At 65.4% G+C, this 17,783-nt stretch carries 7 protein-coding genes; 3 read left to right on the top strand and 4 right to left on the bottom strand.

From position 1 onward, the window contains the following. Window positions 1-6: 6 nt before the first annotated feature. Window positions 7-237, bottom strand: a complete 231-nt coding sequence (locus VMD50_RS23190) for an MbtH family protein (RefSeq protein ID WP_325431127.1) — start codon at window positions 235-237, stop codon at window positions 7-9. A gap of 924 nt (window positions 238-1,161) precedes the next feature. Here VMD50_RS23190 and VMD50_RS23185 point away from each other — a divergent pair. After that, a complete protein-coding gene (locus tag VMD50_RS23185; protein WP_325431126.1) occupies window positions 1,162-2,043 on the top strand; it encodes a class I SAM-dependent methyltransferase in 882 nt (293 codons plus the stop codon). 192 nt (window positions 2,044-2,235) lie between these two features. Here the strand turns inward: VMD50_RS23185 and VMD50_RS23180 are convergent, their stop codons facing one another. The 3 genes from VMD50_RS23180 to VMD50_RS23170 form a co-directional block, all read right to left on the bottom strand. Continuing rightward, on the bottom strand, window positions 2,236-13,260 hold the full coding sequence (locus VMD50_RS23180) for a type I polyketide synthase (RefSeq protein ID WP_325431139.1): 11,025 nt from the start codon (window positions 13,258-13,260) through the stop codon (window positions 2,236-2,238). 390 nt (window positions 13,261-13,650) lie between these two features. Further along, the gene (locus tag VMD50_RS23175) at window positions 13,651-14,931 is read right to left on the bottom strand and encodes a glycosyltransferase (RefSeq protein ID WP_325431124.1); all 1,281 of its coding nucleotides are present in this window, start codon (window positions 14,929-14,931) and stop codon (window positions 13,651-13,653) included. Between the two features lie 220 nt (window positions 14,932-15,151). Continuing rightward, entirely contained in the window at window positions 15,152-15,886 is a 735-nt protein-coding gene (locus VMD50_RS23170; protein ID WP_325431137.1) for a class I SAM-dependent methyltransferase, read from the bottom strand. 139 nt (window positions 15,887-16,025) lie between these two features. On the opposite strand from VMD50_RS23170, the gene VMD50_RS23165 reads away from it, so the two are divergent. Together VMD50_RS23165 and VMD50_RS23160 are read left to right on the top strand one after the other, a co-directional pair. Further along, complete coding sequence (locus tag VMD50_RS23165; protein WP_325431122.1) at window positions 16,026-16,529, top strand: DUF2505 domain-containing protein; 504 nt, start codon at window positions 16,026-16,028, stop codon at window positions 16,527-16,529. A 90-nt stretch (window positions 16,530-16,619) separates the two neighbouring features. Next, window positions 16,620-17,783 (top strand): acyltransferase family protein (locus VMD50_RS23160; protein WP_414686147.1); only part of this gene is annotated, 1,164 nt, incomplete at its 3' end.

Raw genomic sequence — 17,783 nt, 5'->3', positions numbered from 1 at the left:
GCCGGTTTACCTGTCAAACGCCTGTCCCGCTGCCAACCTTTCGCGCAGGCTCTTCGGCCGTATATCGGTCCAGTTCTGTTCGATGTACTCGAGACACGCCGCGCGGTCCGCTTCGCCGTACACCACCCGCCAGCCGGCTGGAACTTCGGCGAACGCCGGCCACAGGCTGTGCTGCTCCTCGTCGTTCACCAAGACGAAGAAACTGCCATCGTCGTCGTCGAACGGATTGATGCTCACCGCGTCTCCAGACCGTCTACTCGACATAGGTGTAACAAGTTCTAAACCATACTGGAGCCCAACAGAAGTTGTCTAAGCCTTTGCGGAATTTGAGGTGGCGGACGGATCTGCCTACATCACCGCATCGGCGCACGAGCAACACGAACAATAGGTACGGATTTTATCGCGGGCTCCTACCTGTGGTTTGCTGGCGGCAGCCGTCGAGGTTCGAAGACACCCGGCAATGCGCCCACCGTTACAGGCGGGCTACTCGGGCGGCGCTGGTTGGAGGTCACTCTCGGGATCGCCGTTCTCAGCGCTACGGCGGGCCCGGGCGTACGGAATCTGAAACATGGCTTTGCCATCGACGCCTACATCCGGGCACCGTGTCGGTATGGGGTGGGAGCTTGCCGCCCCGCGCCCCAGGTGCCTCACGCCAGTCGCCGGAGCAAGCAGTTGTCGCCGCGTCTCCGCCGCGACGGCACTGTGCAATACCTGGCCGAGAATCGACGGGGCGAAGGCCACGGGCCCCTTCGGGGCGCGCTGCCGATCCTCGCGGTGACTTCCCAGGTGCAGGCGCGGCAACGGGGAACGATGACCTTGTACGGACGTCGAACAACAGCGCTATTGTGGAGACCGCACAATTCAGTATGGCGACGCGTAAGCGGCCCGGGCTACTGATGCGAAAGCTCGACAAGGATCTAAGAAGTAGTGGCTGGCCACAGTCGAAAGCTATCCGAGCTGATGGCGATGAATTGGAGGGATCTGGAATACTGATACCTTCGGGGCCGGGCTCGGCGTTAAGCCGCTACCCGACGCAGGTCGCTCGCGTAGCGGGAATATTATTGGTTTGCACGTCGCGGGGCATATCCCCGATATCATATATCCACTGAAAATGCACCATGTTACCTATGGAGCAGAGCAAATCTGGTTGGGGCGACATAAATGGAATACGATAGCGAACCTTCGGTACACGTTGAATCGAAGAATGATTCAGATGTTCCGATGTCGGAGCACCTGGCCGACGACTTACTGTCCACGACCGCGGTTGGGTGGCGAAGCTTTTATGATCTGCTCAGCCGGCGCTTAGAAGCTGCAGGGGTGGCCGACTCGTCGTTTTTCCTGAATTATGGGTACATTCCGACGGACTCCGACAACGATTCTGTGTTCGCCATTCGTCCGGGCACTTTCAACGCCACCTCGGTCCGTCTGGTGTTTGAGGTTATCGGCTCGGTTGACCTGAATGACTGCGCAGTCGTCGAAATTGGCTGTGGCCGCGGAGGCAACAGCGCACTTGTCGCGGAGAAATTCAGCGCTCAAGTAACTGGTATTGACATGTCCCCCGAGGCGATCGACTTCTGCCGCAGAACGCACCATAACGGCTCTCTAGACTTCCAGGTCGGCAACGCATTGGATATCCCCTTGGCCGACGGGTCTTGCGATGCCGTCCTCAACGTGGAGTCGTCACATTCGTATGGCAATCTTCCAAAATTCCTGAGTGAAGTTCGCAGGATCTGCCGCCCCGGAGCATGGTTTTTGCATACCGATTTCCTGAGTATCGAGGACTGGGACTATGCAAGGATGCGCTTGAAGGCGCTGGGCTTTGTCACCGAAGCCGACCGCGATATCACCGCCAACGTATTGGCGTCGCGCGATCAAGCGAGTGATAACTGGGCGCAGGTTTATGGCGACGGAAATGCTCGGGTGGCTAACTTTCTTGCCCTACCCGGGTCTTCGATCTACGAGCAGCTACGGGCGGGCTTGTTGGAATACAGAATAATGAGGTCGCAATTGCGTACCGAGACGCCGGCGGGTCCCCCCGGCTAGGCGGCCCCTGTGTAGCCATTCACTTAACCCAAACAAGCTGTTCTGGCAACTACAACCCCCGCAGGGCGGGGTATCGGCGCAGCCGAACCCGATCCCTCCGGGCGTGCTCGAGCGACACCACGTTCCTACGGCGCGTGGGTTTTGCGGCCCCCGGTCACACCGACGGTGGCGCGCACACCTGCGTTGCTTCGATCAGGCAGGCTCGGGCGCACCGACAGATTCCGCCCCGTTCGTCTGTGAGGCCAAGTCCGGCACCTGACCGGCCAGGTACTCGGCGAGCGACCCGATCGTCGGATAATCGAATACCGCGGTGGCGCTGATCGTGAACGCGCCACCGAATTGGGGAAGCAATCGGTTGCTGAATTCGACCGCCATCAGCGAATCCGTGCCCAGCTCCAGGAACCGGCTGGTTGCGGCCGGCGGTTGCGCGAGCCTCAGGAAATTCTGCACCTCGTACCGTAGGTATTCGGTGAGGAAACTGCCGCGCTCCTCCTCCGGGACCTCGTGCAGTTGCCGGAGCAACTCGCTGTCGCCGCGCGTCGTCGTGACGGCGCTCGGCAGCACATGGTCGAGCATCGCCGGGCGAGACGTACCGAGCCCCTTGGCGGCACGCTGCCAATTGGCCTTGATGACGGTTGCCTGTCCGGTTCCGTGGGCGATGATTTCACCGAGCGCGTTGAGGGCGGCCGCCGGTTCCAGCGGAATCAGGCCTTGCGCACTGAGATTGGCGCGCGCGGCATGCGACGTGGCCATGCCGCTGTGTGCCCAGGGACCCCAGTTGACGCTGGTCGCCGGCAGGCCTTGCGCCCGGCGCCCCGCAACGAGCCCGTCGAGCATTGCGTTGGCGGTCGCGTAGTTGGCCTGGCCGGGCGAACCGATCACGCTGGCGGCCGACGAGTAGACGACGAAGAAATCAAGATCGTCGTTCGTCGTGAGCCGATGCAGGTGGTAGGCGCCGAAGGCCTTGGGCGCCAATGCCGTCCGGAATCTCTCCGGGCTCTGCTGTGGTAGCAGCGCGTCGTCGAGCACACCCGCCAGGTGTGCCACTCCTGCCAGCGGCGGCAACTCCGCGCGGATGCGCTCCAGCAGCTTTTCAACTTCGGATTCGTCGCCGACGTCGGCCGCGAAGGTATGGATGCGGCACCGATAGCGCTCGGTGATGTCGTCGATTGCCCGCTGCGCGTCCGCGTCGGGCGCGCGCCGACTGGTCAACACGATGTCTCCGGCCCCGAGTTGGGCAAGATGGGCCGCCGTGTGCAGGCCGAGTGCACCAAGGCCGCCGGTGATCAGGTAGCTCCGATCGCCGCGGGGCTGTAGCGGTTTGGGCATCTGCAGCACGATCTTGCCGATGTGTCGCGCCTGTTGCATCCGGCGGAACGCTGTCTTCGCCTCCGTCAGCGGGTAGACCTCGACTGGCAGCGGCGCCAGCTCGCCGTCGGCCATGCTGTCGGCCAGCTCGGCCAGCAACTTCCCCACCCGCTCGGGCTCGTGCTCGATAGTCGCATCCAGCGCGATGATCTCGTAGTCGATGTCGGGACGGACCGCCGCCATCTGTTCAGGAGTCCAGATGTCTCGCTTGGCGATTTCGGCGAACCGGCCGCCCTGTGCGGTCGCCCGCACGGTCGCAGCGATGAACCCCTCGTTCGTCAGGCTGTTGAGCACCACGTCGACGCCGGCGCCCCCGGTGTCGGCCAGGATCTGATCCGCGAAGTCCGTACCGCGCGAGTCGTAGACGTGTTCCACGCCCATCTTGCGCAGCGTCGCGCGTTTGTAGGTGCTGGCGGTGGCGAAGACAGTCGCACCGCGCTGCTGGGCAATCTGGATCGCGGCCAGACCGACGCCGCCACTGGCGGCGTGGATGAGCACCCGATCGCCGGGCCCCACCTTCGCCCAGTCGAACGCGAGCCGGGTCGTGAGCGCCCCGGCGGGTATGGTTGCCGCTCCTACGGCGCTCACCCCGTTCGGTACCGGCGACAGGAACTGGGCGGGCACATTGACCCGGGTGGCGAACGACCCCGGCATAAAGCCGAAGACGCGCTGGCCAACCTCGAACCCGGTAACGCCGGCACCCAACTCCGTGACAACGCCGGAGAGGTCACCACCGCCGATTTGACCCGGATCGCCCGGGTAGAGTCCGAGCACGTTGAGCACGTCCCGGAAGTTGAGACCAGCGGCCTCTACCCGGATCTGCACCTGTCCCGCCGCCGGCGGCGACACTTTCGTCTCGGTCAGCCGAAGGTTGTCGATAGCGCCGCGTTCGGTCGGCGCCAGAACGTAGTCGGCTGCGCGCGGTACCTCGAGATGGCCGCTGCGCGCCCACGGCAGTAGCCGCGGCACGAAGTACTTTCCTTGCCGCAGTGCGAGTTCGGGTTCCGAGACAGGCGTGTCGGGTGCGCCGAGCAGCCCGGCCAGCGAGGGCACGGCATCGTCGGCTCCGTCGCAGTCGACCAGCCTGCAACGCAGGCTCGGCTGCTCGGTGATCATGGTGCGCCCGAATCCCCACAGCGCCGACTGCACCGGGTCAACCGGCTCGCCCGGTTCGGTCGCCACGGCCCGTTCGGTGATGATCCACAGTCCGCCGGTGAGTGGCACGTCCTGCTGCGCCAGCAGCGTCCGCACGAGAGTCAGCAGCTGATCGACCTCGCTCTCCAGTCGCGCGGCGAATTCGGCGCTCGACTCTTCCGCGCCGGGTCGCCCCGTGCTGCGCCAGACGACGCCGGAAACCGGGACACCGCGCTCCTGGGCCTCTGCGAACAGCCGCTCCCAAGGCTCCGGATCCGCTGAAATTGAGGAACGATCCAGCGAGACGCAACCTGGCACGTCCGCCGCCAGTGCGTCGAATCCGGCAATCACCCAGGTGCCGTCGCCCTTCTGGGCGGCTTTGCCCGACGCCGGCGGCGGCACCTCCTCCCAGCCGAGGGTGTAAAGGTTGCGGGTGGCGTCGCCGCCGAGTCCGCGCAACAGCGCCTCCCGGGGCGCGCGTTTCACCGTGAACTCGCGAATTCCGCCCAGCTCGCGACCGTCCCGATCCACGAAATCGAGATCGAAGACCTGCGTTTCGCTGTCGGAACCGCCACTCTGCCACCGCGCGCGGCAATAAAACCGGCGTGGCAACCGCTCACGCAGCACCACCCGCCCATACCGCAGCGGCAAGAACAGATCGGACAGCCCGTCTTCGCCGCCCGTGAGAACCGTCGGGAAGGCCGGGAAGGCCACTCCTGTGCACAGGTCCAGCAGTACCGGATGGATCGGCTCGCTACCGAGCTGTTCGGCGAGCTCGTCGCCGATGGCGATATCGCCAACCGCCTCACCGTCACCGGACCACAGCGATTTGAGGGAAGTGGACCAGGTGGGACCCCAATCCAGCTCAAGGTCGGCGAAGGAATCGAACAACTGCTGCGGACGCATGCGGCTCAATCGCTCGCACGCGGCATCGATGGACTCTGCGGGATCGGATGTCGGCTCGGCCTCCACATCACTGACACCGGTGACGATCCGGCCGTCGGCGTTCAAGGACCACTCAGCATCGCGCTCACCGTACGGGCGGCTGTGCACCTGGAAGGTCCAGCCGCCGTCCTCGACCGGATGCACCGTCAGCTGCACCTCCCGGGAATGCTTGTCGCCCAGGATGATCGGTTCATAGAAGAAGACATTCCGCACCTGCGCCGGCGCCCCAATCGCGGCAAGCGCCATCGCCGCGTACGTCGCGCCTGGAACGACGACGGTGCCATAGATGACGTGATGCGACAGCCACGGCTGCGATTTCGTGGACCACCGGCTGGTGTAGACGGTGTCGCCAGAGGCGAGGTCCTTGACGCTACCCAGGATCCCGGATCCGGCAGCGCCCTGACCATCGATGCCGCGGATGTCGGCATTCTTGGGCCAGAAGCGCCGGCGTTGGAACGGATAGGTGGGCAGTTCGAGTCCGTGGCGTGGCCGATGGTGCAGCGCGGCGAACTCGGGCCGATGTCCGGCGACATAGGCCGCGGCCAGCGCTTCTGCCATCTGACGGCGGGCATCGACGCCCTTGCGCAGGGAAACGATCGGATGCGCAGCGGCCGAGGATTCCGGCCAGGCCTGCACCGCCGCGCCGGTCAGAACCGGTTGCGGACCGATCTCCATCAACACCGAGCATCCCAGCCGCGCCACGGTTTTCACGCTTTCGGCGAACTGCACCGGCTGGCGGGAATGCCGCCGCCAATACTGGGCGTCCAGCGGGGTTTCCGCGGTGAGGACCGCGCCGGTGCGGTTGCAAACGAGGGGCAGGGTCGGAACGGCGAATTCGAACCGTTTTGCGTACGACTCGAATTCGTCGAGCGCCGGCTCCAACAGCTCCGAATGGAACGCATGACTGGTGTCCAGCCACGTGCAGCGGATGCTGTCACCGGTGAACCTGGCGACGGCCTGTTCCAGGTCCGCGGACGGACCCGACAGCACCGTGTTAGGGCCGTTGTAGGCGGCGACCGAAAGCCGCGGAAATTCGTCGGCGACCCGCTCCACTTGCTGGGCGTCGGCGAACACCGCCACCATCCGGCCGCCCTCAGGCAGATTGCCGAACAGCCGGCCGCGTCCGGCCATCAGTCGTGCGCCATCCTCGAGGCTGAACACTCCGGCCACACACGCCGCCGCGTACTGGCCCACGCTGTGCCCCAGCACCACGTCCGGCTCGATGCCCCATGACTGCCACAACCGGGCCAGGCCCATCTCGACGGCGAACAGCGCGGGCTGCGCAAACGAGGTGTGCCGCAGGGTTTCTCCCTCGTCGCTTTCAGTGTCGAACAGCACCTCCAGCAACGGACGCGGCAGCACCCCATCGATCGCTTCTGCACATCGCTTCACGGTGTCGGCGAACACCGGCTCGGTGTCGAACAACTCGCGCGCCATCCCCGGGTATTGACTGCCCTGCCCGGTGAACAACCACGCCGTCTTCGGCGGGTCCGTGCACTCGCCACGCACCGCACCAGGGCCCAGCCGGTTCTCGGCCAATCCGGCCAGCAGCTCGCGAGCACCCTGAACCGAATCCACCACCAGCGCGGCCCGGTGTTCGAAATGCGAACGCCCCACCCCGGCGGTGAAGCACACATCGGTGATATCGACCTCTGGGTGCGCCTCCAACCAGGTTTCATATCGCTGCGCCAACGCCACCAGCGCCTCCGGCGACCGCGCCGACAGCGGGACCACGCTGACGGATTCGTCTCCGGTGGCTGGCTCCGGCGCCTCCTCCACTGCCGATTGTGGTGGCGCCTCCTCGATCAGCACATGTGCGTTCGTGCCGGAGAACCCGAAGGAACTTGTTCCGGCGCGGCGCGGCCTGCCGCCGGCCCGCCACGGAATCGCCTTGTCCACCACCCGCACCGGCAGCGAGTCCCACGGAATGTGCGGCGACGGATTCTCGAAGTGCAGGTTCTGCGGCAGAACTTCGTGCTGCAAACACAACACGACCTTGATCAGACCGGCGATCCCCGCTGCGGATTCGAGGTGCCCGACGTTGGTTTTCACCGATCCAATCAGCAACGGCCGGTTCGGGTCACGGCCGGCGCCGTAGACGGCCGCAGCGGCCTGGACCTCGATCGGGTCTCCCAGCGAGGTGCCCGTGCCGTGCGCCTCAAGGTAATCGACATCCCGACCCTCAACACCGGCACGGGCCAGCGTTGCGGCGATGAGCCGTTGCTGTGCGCCCCCGTTCGGCACCGTCAAACCACTGGAAGCGCCGTCCTGATTGACGGCGCTGCCGCGGATGACCGCGCAGATCTGATCGCCGTCGCGCTCCGCATCGCTCAGCCTCTTGAGCACCAGAATCCCGCAGCCTTCACTGCGCGCGTAGCCGTTCGCCGCGGCATCGAAAGTCTTGCATCGGCCGTCGGCGGCAAGCATTCTGGCGCGCGAGGTGGCAACGATGGATGCCGGGCTCACCAACACGTTCACCCCACCGGCCAGCGCCATGTCGCAGTCGCCGGAATGCAAGGCCTGGCAGGCCTGATGGACGGCCACCAGCGACGCGCTGCACGCGGTGTCCACCGCCATCGCCGGACCTTCCAGCCCAAGCGCGAACGCTACCCGGCCCGCGATGACATTGAGCGCGTTGCCGGTAATGAAGTGGGCCTCGATGGTCTCGACCGAGTTGGCGTTCAGCAGCTGTGAATACTCGTTGGCGGCCACGCCCACGAACACGCCGGTTCGACTGCCGCGCAACCCGGCAGGCGAATACCCGGCACGTTCCAGGCCCTCCCACGCGATTTCCAGCATCAACCGCTGTTGCGGATCCATCCACACGGCCTCGCGCGGGGAAATCCCGAAGAACTCCGGGTCGAATCCGTCGATGCTGTCGAGGTATCCGCCGTAGCGGGTGTAGATCTTGCCCGGTGCCTCGGGATCCGGGTCGTAATACTCGTCGACGTCGAAGCGGTCGTCCGGGATCTCCCGGATCGCATCGACAGCGCTGGACAGCAACCCCCAGTACGCCTCGGGATCGGGCGCGCCCGGAAAGCGGCAGGCGACCGCGACGATCGCGATCGGCTCATCCGTGTGCATCGGTACTACCGCAGCCGGCTGGGCCGGCGCCGGTGCGCTGGGCGCCGATGCGCCGATGCTGAGGACGTCGCCGAGCAAGTAGTCCGCAACGTCGACCAGGCGTGGATAGTCCATCGCAAGGGTCGACGGCAACTCCTTGCCCACGGCCTGCTCCAGCCGGCGCCGCAGTTCCACCGCCATCAGCGAATCCATGCCGACATCGAAGAATCCGGCCTCGTCGCGGATCTCCGCCGCATCGATCCGGGTCACTTCCGCCACGACGTCACGCAGGTAGTCCACGACAAGTTTCTTGCGCTGCTGCACCGGAGCGAGGGTGAGCTGGTCGACCAACTGGGTGGTCCCAGCCGCGGACGGTGCCGACGCCGACTCAGGCACCTCACGCTGCAACTGCGCGAAGAAGGATCGCTTCCCCGCCACCTGGTAGAGCGGCAGGAAGCTGGCCCAGTCGATCCGGGCCACAACTCCATGCGAGGCGCCCTTGCCCGAAGACGCCATGAGTTCGGTCATCCCCGCCAACGCGTCGGCAGGTGACAGTGGCCGGACCCCACGCTTTTCCAGTTCCGCACGGGCGGCCTCGTCGGCCATGCCCGCTCCTAACCACGGACCGAAGTTGACGCTGATCCCCGGAACACCCTGCTCACGCAGCCGCCAAGCCAACCCGTCGAGGAAGGCGTTGGCCGCGCTGTACGCGGTCTGGCCGCCGGCACCCCATACCCCGGCAATCGAGGAGGTGCTGAGGAAGAAGTCCAGCTTCATTCCGGCGGTAGCTTCGCTCAAATTCCAAGCACCCCAAACCTTCCCGGCGAACACTCGATCCACTTCGGCGTCGTCCAAGGTTTGCAGCGGCGTGGTGCTGATCTCGCCTGCGGCGTGCACGATGCCGGCCAGCGGCGGTAGTTCGGCGCGCACAGTCGCCAAGACGCGAGCCACGTCGTGCGGGTTGGCAACATCGGCCGCGATGGCCCGGACTTCGCAGCCGCTGTGTTCGCGTATCGCATCAATGCGCTGTTGCGCGGCATCGCTGGGAGAGCGTCGGCTCGTCAGTACTAGATGCCGGGCGCCGTGCGCGGCCAGATATCCGGCGACTTCCAGTCCGATCGCACCCAGCCCACCGGTCACCAGATATGTTGCGTCATCACGTAGTGCCACGGGTGTTGCGCTCGGCTGCCCCGCGCGTCGAGTCAGCCGGGGAACGTAGACCGCTTGGTCCCGAAGCGCGATTTGGTCTTCACCGGCCGGCCCTCCCACCAGCTGGTCGATCAGCCGGGACCACACCCCGTCGTCCAAGGCACCGCCTTGCGACAAATCTGCCAGTCCGCCCCACAGTCTTGGATGTTCCAGCGAGGCGGCGCGACCGAACCCCCACAGGCAGGACTGCGCCGGTGACACCGCGTCCGCGCCGGTGACCCGTTGTGCGCCCCGGGTTATCAGCCAGATGGGTGCGCGGAGTTCAGCGGCGGCCGCGGCGCGGAAGAGTCGCCGCGTTCCGCTCAGGACTTGGTGTTGCATTCGCAACAGCGATTGCGTCGACGGCGCGGTGTCCGAATCGAGGGCTGCGAGATGGAGGATGCGGGTCGTTGGTTCGTCCGCCACCGCGGCGCGCAACGCGGCCGCGAGCCGCTCTTCGTCCGCGTCGGACACCGGCAACCCGAGGATCCGGTGCCGGTGACCGCGTGCGGTCAGAGCGTCGACCAATGGCTGAACTGCGTCGGCATCATCGCTGATAAGGAGCCAGGCAGATCCTTCGCCCGCTTGCGTACCTGAGGCCCCAGCAGCCGATTTCTCCCAGCGAACCTCGTAGCGGGAGTCCGTGATGGACTGGGCTTTGCGCTGTTGGTTGTGTTGTGCGGCAAGCTGTTTCAGCATATCGACGGCCTGTTGATTGCCGCCGCCACCGTCGAGCAGCGCGGCCAGTTCCTCGATCCGACCGTCCTCGAGAAGCCGGATGGTTTCGGTGCGCGCGGCTTGGGTCTCGTCCAAGGCCTGGGTGGGCCGGACCCGCTGCTCACGGAACCAGTACTGGCGATGCTGGAACGGATAGGTGGGCAGGTCGAGCTTGCGCGCCGGTCCTACGATGGCACCGAAGTCAGGCCGGTGGCCGACGATGTAAGCGTTAGCAAGGGCTTCGGTGATCTGGCGGTGGTCGGCGATGTTTTTACGCAACGACGCGATCGCCCGTGGTGCGGTCGCCGGGTCAGGCCATGCCCGCATCGCAGCGGCGGTGAGCACCGGTTGCGGGCCGATCTCCAGCAGCATCGTGCACCTGAGATCGGCAAGGGTGCGCACACTTTTGGCGAACTCGACCGGCTGCCGCGCATGGCGGCGCCAGTAGGCGCCGTCCAGTTTCGCGCTTCTGCCGAGGGCCGCGCCGGTGCGGTTGCACACCAATGTCTTTCGTGGCGGACCGAACTCGAACCGGTTCGCATACGACTCGAACTCGTCGAGGACCGGATCCAGCAGCGCCGAATGGAAGGCGTGGCTGGTATCCAGCCAATCACAGCGCACACCGTCGGCCTCCAGCCCGGCCACCGCCTGCTCCAGATCCTGCCCGGGTCCCGACAGCACAGTATTGGCGCCGTTGTACGCAGCCACCGACAGACTCGGAAACTCGTCGGTCAGGCTTTCCACCCGCTCGGCGGCGGCGAAGACCGCGACCATCCGACCGCCGGCGGGCAAACTGCCGAACAGTCGGCCGCGCTCGGCCATCAGCAGCATTCCGTCTTCAAGGCTGAACACGCCCGCGACGCAGGCCGCCGTGTATTGGCCGACGCTGTGGCCGATCACCACGTCGGGGTCGAAGCCCCATGACTGCCAGAGCCGGGCCAGGCCCATCTCCACCGCGAACAAGGCGGGCTGGGCATAGCTGGTTTGCCGCAACGTGTCGTGGGCATCCGGGCCATCCACATCGAAAATTACATCCAGCAAAGGCTTTTCGAGAACGTCAGCGACCACTGCCGCGCAGCGGGTCATGGTCTCGGCGAACACCGGCTCGGTCTCGAACAGCTCTCGGGCCATGCCGGCGTACTGGCTGCCTTGGCCGGTGAACAACCACGCTGTCCTTGGCTTATCAGCGCATTCACCCCGCAGCAAACCCGGTGCCGGGCGATCTTCGGCCAGCGCACGGAGTGCCTCACGGGCGGACTCCGTCGAATTCACCACCAATGCGGCGCGGTGGTCGAAGTGCGATCGCCCGGCCCCGGCGGTAAAGCACACATCGGCCAATGATGCCTCTGGGTGGGCGGCCAGCCAGCTGCCGTATCCCTCGGCAAGCTGGACCAAGGCAGCCGGGCTGCGTGCGGACAGCGGCAACACGGTGAAGCGCCTGTCGTCGGCCGGCGCCTCCGGTGCCGCGGCGACCTGGCTTACCTGATCGGGTGCTTCCTCGAGGATGACGTGCGCGTTGGTCCCGGAGAACCCGAACGAACTGACCCCGGCGATACGGGGCCGTTGGTCGCGTGCCCACGGGAGGGCCTCGTCCACGACCCGCACCGCAAGCCGGTCCCAGGGAATGTGCGGCGACGGATTCCGGAAATTCAAGTGCTTCGGCAATACCTCGTGCTCGAGCGACAGGACGACCTTGATCAGACCCGCGATGCCCGCCGCCGCCTCCAAATGCCCGATATTCGTTTTCACCGATCCGATCAGCAGCGGCCGGTCGGCGTCGCGCCCATCGCCGAGCACCGCGCCGGCGGCCTGGACTTCGATCGGATCACCCAGCGATGTCCCGGTCCCGTGCGCCTCCAGGTATCCGACGTCACCGGGCGCAACACCCGCGCACGCCAGCGCCTCGGTGATCACGCGTTGCTGCGCGACGCCGTTCGGCACCGTCAAACCACCCGATGCGCCATCCTGATTGACAGCGCTGCCCCGGATCACGGCCCGAATCCGGTCACCGTCGCGGATAGCGTCCTCAAGCCGCTTCACGACGATGACACCGCAGCCCTCGCCGCGCACGTAGCCATCCGCGGCCGCGTCGAAGGTCTTGCACTTGCCGTCCGGAGCCAGCATCTTCGCCCGGGAAAAGGTCATCACGCTCTTCGGGCTGAGCAAGACGTTCACGCCGCCGGCCAGCGCGGCGTCGCACTCCCCGAAGCGCAGCGCCTGGCACGCCTGGTGGACTGCTACCAAGGACGAGCTGCACGCCGTGTCGACCGTGACCGCCGGGCCCTGCAGCCCCATGCCATAACTGATCCGGCCCGCCCCTGCGGCAGCCGATGAGCCAATTGCCTGATACGAGTCGATCTCGGCGTAAGGAACCTCTTCCGATATCAATTGCAGGTAGTCATGGGTCCCCAGACCGATGAACACGCCGGTCTTGGTGTTCGCCAAGGCAGAAGGGGCGGTCCCCGAATGCTCCACCGCCCGCCACGCCGTCTCCAGCAGCAGCCGATGCTGCGGGTCGATCAACATGGTCTCCCGCTTCGACAGCCCGAAAAACGGCGCATCGAATCCCGTCACGTCGTCGATGAAGCCTGCCCGGCGGCTCGCAATCTTGCCGGGCGCGTCGGGATCCGGGTCGTAGAATTCGTCGACATCCCACCGGTCCGGAGGCACCTCTGATACCGCATCCCGCCCTTGGGACAGCACGTCCCAGAATTCGTCCGCATCGGCGGCACCGGGGACGCGGAGCGCGTAGCCGACTATCGCAAAACCCTCACCCATCCCCTGTGATTCATGCGACGCCATGGGTGTCTCGATGGCCGGCTGAACCCGCTTCTGGAGATCGGTCATTTCAGACCGCCCATCATGTCGCTACAACTGCCACCATCGAACGGATTGATGCTCAACCGTGTCTCCAGACCATCTACTCGACATAGGTGTAACAAGTTCTTGACCATACTTCTTGAATGTGACCCCTGTCACGTGGTTGGGTGTGACCCCGCTCACGCAGGTCAAATGATTCGTGCCCACTTGCACAGCGCTTCCCCAGTGGCGCTTCCGGTTGCTGCGCATTGCACCCATCACTTTGGACGTTATGGCTTCGCTAACCGACGACGATTCAGTTCTCGAAGCTCGTTAATGCCGCGAACTGACAAGCACTCGCGGTCGCCTGCGAGATCGACGTAATTGAGCGCCTCAGCCAACACGCTTGCAGCGGGCGAAATCTTCGAGAAGATCGGCGGCGAGTGCGGCGCTCTTCGCCGGTTCTGTGATCCGGGTGCTGACCTCGCGGGCCCGGGCGACGTATTCCGGGGCGAGGATGGTGTGCAAGTCCGCGACGAGCGACTCCTCGCTAGCCGTCGAAAAACGCCGGGCGGTCCCGACCTTGAGCCGTTTGACCGCACTTCCGTAGACCGCGTGAACAAGGTCCCAGTAGAGGATCAGCTGAGGGACTCCCGCGCGCATCGCAATGGGCGTTGTGCTCGAGCCGCCGTGATGGACGACCGCGCGGCAGGCGGGAAAGGTGGCGGAGAAATTCACCGCGCCCACCACCTTGACGTCGTCAAAATGGGGGACGCTGCTGAAGTCGGTTCCGGCGGCGCCAACCAACGCCCGCTCGCCCAACTTCGCGCAGGCCGCGCTGATCATCGCGATCGTGTCGGCCGGAGATTCGACCGGTATGCTGCCGAACCCGAAGTAAATCGGCGGTGTTCCCGCGGCGATCCACGACGCGACCTCCTCGTCGGCATCCGTCGCCAACCCGAGCGTCAGCGTGCCGACAAACGGCCTTTGGAAGGGCCTCAGCCCATCGCATTTCGCCCATTCGGCTGCCAGCCCGGGAAAGCACGCCTCGTCGTAGGTCTGGATTTCCAGCGATCCGCGTTCGGTGATCCGGCGCGGTGCGGAGCCCGTCGCCTTTGGCAGACCGAGTTCGCGGCGTTGGGCGTCCTCGGCCTTCTTCATCCCACGCCAGGACACCCACCAGAACGCCGTCACTGCCGAGCGGGCCAACGGCGCCGGCAGGAATTGCAGCGTCTGACTGTTGGGCCGCAGCGGGAAGTAATGCAAGGTGGCCAACGGGATGTCGTAGTACTCCGCGACGTTGGCGGCGGCGTCCTCGAAATTGATCCCCGTGAAAATCAGGTCGGCCCCGTCTGCCAGCGACCTCAGCGTCGTGCTCATCTCCTGCCAGCCCTGCAGAAGGGGCCCCGCGATTTCGAGTCGCGACCTGATCAGCTCCCAGACCCGCCAGGGGTGGCTGAAAAAACACGTCCAGAAGTTGCGGTGCGCGTCCAGAATGGACTGCGCCTCCGGCCCGAAGCCGACCGCCGCGACCCCGGCCGCCTCTGTGAAGCCAACCAGGTCCGGCGGGACGGCCATGCACACGTCGTGCCCGCGGCGCGCCAGCTCGCGACCGACCGCGAGGTTGGGCTCGACATCGCCGCGACTGCCCCAGCTTGCCAGCACAAATTTCATCTCGGGCCCTAGTCCTTCACGTTTCGTGTGAGTTCTGCGAAATGAACGTGGCAGCCTCACACTCCCGGCTCAGCCGCCGGGCAGCATAGCCTGATCACCGCGACATCGACCTGGAATCCAGACGTTTTGGGCAAGTGGGCGGCAACACCGCCCCGTCGCGGGAGAGCCCGGCATCTACCGCGCAACTCGCTTAGTCCGCACTTCGGCCAGCTACCTTTACTTACTTCGGGGAAGGTGCGGCGCCCGCGGCGAGAAATTCGCTCAAATATCGGGCCGGCTTCAGGTTGAGCAAGCGCTTGCGGTCGGCCTTGAGGTCCGCGTAAGTGAGCGCCTCGACCTGTTCCACCGAGTAGGACAACGGCGATTCCGGAGTTCCTTTTCGCACAAATCCGACGCCCTGGTCGCACTTCAGCACGCCGACCAGCAGGTCGTGGCGGGTGCTACGCAAATGGACGATCGCTTTCCACACGTCGCCGTTCCAGATACCGATCACCAGCGGCCCCGACTGCTGCGCAATAAAGTCGTCCCACGATTCCGCGCGGCGGGCGGCCAAGGCGAACGGGGGGTTGCAGTCGTGCAGGAAAATTACGCCGTCGTCCCGCAGATAGCGCAGGGCGTTCTCCACGTCGCGCACCACCTGCTCGTAGGTGTGAAGCCCATCGATCAGGGCGACGTCGATGGGGCGCTGCTCGAGGAAGGCCGTCTCGCTCGCGAAGAAGTCGTCGCTGGTCGTCTCGAAGTAGTGGGTAACGCGCGCCTTTCCGTCGGCGAGCCTGCGGGAGCGCTCGGAGAGTTTGAACGCTGGGTCGACTGCGATCTTCTCGGCGGCACTAATCCGTTGGAACGCCTGTCCCCGCGAAACGCCGATCTCCAGGTAGATGGGGTTCACCCGCCCGTCGAGGGCCCGCTGCACGGCCTTGATCCGGTTGGCACCTGGCAGAGCGTCCGCCAACATCACCAGTCCGTTGTTGATGTTCACGCGACGATCCTCTCCATTGAAGGGGCTTCTGACAAGGGAACTGTCACCGTCCCTAAGGGCCAAACCATAGCGGTCCCGCAAGCGATGACTCCCACTTTGATAAGAAGGTTCTGCTATGGCGCATTCAATCGATATCTGGACCGAATCGCCCGCAAGCGTTGAACAAATTCATGCAGCGTTCGGCCGCGAGGACTACTGGCTCACCCGCTTGGCGGCCGGCGACGCCATCACCACGCTGGATTCGCTGATCGTCGACCCCGACGGAACGGTGAAAATGTGCGCCACCCAGCACTTAGGTCGCCAGCTACTGCCCGGGCTGGTTGCCAAACTCCTTCCCGGGGACCTGAAAATCCGGCACACCGAGACATGGAGACCAGTCGGTGACCGCAAGGTACGTGGGCAGGTCAGTGTCTCGGCCTCCGGCGGTTTTGGATCAGGCCGTGGGGAAGCCTTGTTGGCGCCCGCAGGCATCGGCTCGCAAATGCGATTCGCGGTGAGGGTGGAGGTCAAAATCCCCCTGGTGGGCGGCCAACTCGAGAAATCCATCGGAGCCAGTTTGGCTGAGAACATCCCTGCGCTGGGGCGCTTCACCACCACGTGGATCGCCGAACAAGCATGACAAAGGCTTGCAGGCGCGACACCGGTCCTGCGTGTTGGACAGGTGTGTGATAATGCCTCGATTCGAAGGACGCTTCTTCTTATTAAGTAGGTGACCTTGCGCCAGGCCGATAGCGTCAGCCCTACCGAAGAGGTGCAAAGTCGGCCCTCGGAACTGACCCGCTTTCGCGCGGACATCGAGGGTTTGCGCGCCGTGGCGGTGCTGGCCGTCGTCCTGTTCCATGCTGACATGCCCGGCGCGGGTGGCGGGTTCGTCGGCGTAGACGTGTTCTTCGTCATCTCAGGCTTCCTGATCACCGGACTGCTCTGGCGCGAGGCGAGCAGCGCCGGCACCGTCCGACTGCGCCGCTTCTACGGGGCGCGGGCCCGCCGGCTGTTACCGGCCTCGGCCGCGGTCGGCGTCGTCACCCTGATCGCCTCGGCTCTGCTGTTGCCCCCGCTACTGGCTCGGAGCGCCATCGGTGACGGCATCGCCAGCGCGCTGTATGTCAGCAACTACTGGTTCATCATCCGGGGCGCCAACTACTTCGCCAGCCATGTCCCGCCGTCGCCGTTCCAGCACTACTGGTCGTTGGGCGTCGAGGAGCAGTTCTACCTGGTGTGGCCGGCCCTGATCATCGGCACGGCATGGCTGATCCGGCTTGCGCGCCGGCGCACCCGGGCCCAGGCCACCTCCTCGCAACGCCCCTATCTGGTGGTCCTTGCGCTGGTCGCGGTCGTATCGTTCGCACTGTCGTTTGCGGCCACCTACGTGGTGGCAGCTGCGGCCTTCTATTCGCTGCCCACGCGTGCCTGGCAGTTGGCCGTCGGCGGTCTGGTGGCCCTGACGGCGGGCCAGTGGCGTCGCCTTCCGACACGAGCCGCCGCGCTCACGGGCTGGGCCGGGCTGGGGGTAGTCCTGCTGGCCTGCACCCAATTGAGCGCGACCACCTTGTATCCGGGCGTCGCCGCGCTGTTGCCCACACTGGGCACCGCGCTGGTGATCGGTGCCGGCTGTGCCATCCCTGCTCAGGGGTGCGGGCGCGTCCTGGGATTGTCGCCGATGCGCGCGATCGGCCGGATCTCCTACTCGTGGTATCTGTGGCACTGGCCGGTCCTGGTGCTCGCGCCGGCATTGCTGGGCCACCCGCTCGGGCTGGCCGCCAGGCTGGCAGCGGCCCTCATCTCGGGCGGGCTGGCCGTGCTCACCCTGCGTGTCCTCGAGAATCCGTTGCGATTCGCCCCTCGCATACGCCGCTCTCCCCTCGCCAGTCTG

The organism is Mycobacterium sp. (assembly GCF_035506235.1).
Taxonomy (GTDB): Bacteria; Actinomycetota; Actinomycetes; order Mycobacteriales; family Mycobacteriaceae; genus Mycobacterium.
Note: the sequence above shows the minus strand (reverse complement) of the source record. Positions and strands in the feature narration are given on the sequence as shown.

What these genes read in the sequence shown, in the direction of transcription:
- VMD50_RS23175 (WP_325431124.1), bottom strand. Translation starts at nt 14,931, where the DNA reads ATGAAATTTGTGCTGGCAAGCTGGGGCAGTCGCGGCGATGTCGAGCCC.
- VMD50_RS23165 (WP_325431122.1), top strand. Translation starts at nt 16,026, where the DNA reads ATGGCGCATTCAATCGATATCTGGACCGAATCGCCCGCAAGCGTTGAA.
- VMD50_RS23185 (WP_325431126.1), top strand. Translation starts at nt 1,162, where the DNA reads ATGGAATACGATAGCGAACCTTCGGTACACGTTGAATCGAAGAATGAT.
- VMD50_RS23170 (WP_325431137.1), bottom strand. Translation starts at nt 15,886, where the DNA reads ATGTTGGCGGACGCTCTGCCAGGTGCCAACCGGATCAAGGCCGTGCAG.
- VMD50_RS23180 (WP_325431139.1), bottom strand. Translation starts at nt 13,260, where the DNA reads ATGGCGTCGCATGAATCACAGGGGATGGGTGAGGGTTTTGCGATAGTC.